The sequence below is a fragment of the Mycoplasma sp. 4423 genome (assembly GCF_054353855.1).
This window is the reverse complement of record NZ_JBTHHJ010000033.1, coordinates 1-1,867: the sequence shown is the minus strand read 5'-3', so window position 1 is coordinate 1,867 and position 1,867 is coordinate 1. Positions and strand designations below refer to the sequence as shown.

At 25.8% G+C, this 1,867-nt stretch carries 1 protein-coding gene; it reads left to right on the top strand.

Translation table 4 applies throughout. The annotated features are described in order from the left end of the window. Nucleotides 1-131 precede the first annotated feature (131 nt). A complete protein-coding gene (locus ACXYRN_RS04285; RefSeq protein ID WP_458607785.1) occupies nucleotides 132-1,799 on the top strand; it encodes an IS1634 family transposase in 1,668 nt (555 codons plus the stop codon). The last annotated feature ends 68 nt before the right edge of the window (nucleotides 1,800-1,867 follow it).

Here is a 1,867-nt window from a genome sequence, read left to right as displayed (position 1 = left end):
CCTGCATTTCCCACTTAAGTGGGATTTTTTATTTGATTATTTAACTCTCTTATATATAAATATATAAGAGAAACTTGAAAATTATTTTATTTTTTTCTTACGTTTTCTTACTGTTATGTTATAATTTTATTATGAAAAATGAATTAAAAGTTTTTAATGTATCAGGAAATAAAAAAGGTATCACCTATAAGTATGTAGGTTGATACAAAGGGGAAGGTGATAGAAATTATGTGCGATGATTTAGTCTAGGACTGATAAGCGAACTTGAAAAAATTAACAAGGATGCAATGAATATACTAAAAAGAAGAGTAAAGAAATTTTCAAAAAATGATAATCCAGATCTTGTAAAGGCTGCATTGCTAAGTTCGCTTAGAGAAAACCAAATTAAAGGTGTACATATCAAAATGGGAAATAAATTAATATACGAATTGATAGATGAATACAATATATTTAACTGCATGTCACAGCAAGAAAAGCATAAAAAACTTAAATATGTTTTCTATTATTTGATTTCTCGTAGAATTACCGAACCATCAAGTATTTTACGAAGTTTTATTTCTCAAAAAGAATATATAGAAAGTCAGGAAGTTTCAAAAAATACATTCTATAGAACCTTAGATTTTGTTGCAGAAAACCAAAATACACTCTTACAAAAATTAAATGAAATGGTTTTAAAGAAAACAAATAGAAGCGAGAGTGAAATTTATTTTGATTCAACAACTGTTTATTTTGAAACCTTTAAAAGAAAAGGTTACAAGAAAAATGGTTATTCTAAGGATGGTAAATTTAAAGAAGATCAAATAGTTATAGGTTTGGCTTGTGACCGAAATGGAATACCATATCACATCAAAATATATCGTGGAAATACAGCTGATCCTAGAACATTTATCCCTTTTATTTTAGAAGTTCAAAAAACTTATAATGTTAATGATTTAACTGTTGTAGCCGATCGCGGAATGAGTACTAATTCTAACATTAGATTTTTGGAACAAAAAGGATTTAAGTTTGTTATCTCGTATCGAGCAAGAAAAGGGGGTAAAAAATTCAAAGAATTATTATTAGAAAAAAGTGGATATATACAACTAAATAATGATGTTGTTTATAAAGAAGAAATAGCAATTTCAACTTTTCATAAAAAACGACCTAATGGACATCTTCGTCGAAAAATCATTACATATAGTATAAAAAGAGCTAAAAAAGATAAAGCTGACCGAGACAAGATGATAGAAGATTTTCAAAAGAAACTTGATAAAAATGGGTATATAGACCCAAGTAAAATGATTTCAAGTTATAAATGTCAGTTTTTCAGACAAGTATCAAATCTAAAGTTTGAACTTGATGTAGATAAAGTAAACAGACATAAAGAATTTGATGGAATTTATGTTTATGAAACTAACTTAATGGATGAAAAAGTAGATAAAATAATGAATATTTATAAAAATCAATGAAAAATTGAAGAAAATTTTAGAAGTTTAAAGACTTATTTAGAAATAAGACCTGTTTATGTTTGAGTTGAAGAACATATCATCGGACATATGTTAATATGTTTTGCATCATTAGTAATATTGAAATTTCTTGTTTATCTTTTCAAAGAATTTCATATGAAAACAGGTATTTCATATGAAATAACAGAAGAAAAATTAATAAATCTTATTTCTAATGTTTCGATTTCAAACAAAGTTGATATATACACAAATGAAGTTATAGAAAGTATAAGAAACGAAATTACAGGATTTAATTTCGAAGAAGGTTGAACACTTTTTAATGATTACTGTGAAACAGTAAGAAAAAATTATTAAAAAAATTCGTTTTTGCCTATGTTTAAGGCTTAAACGATTTTTTAATACATTAAAGTGGGAAATTCAGG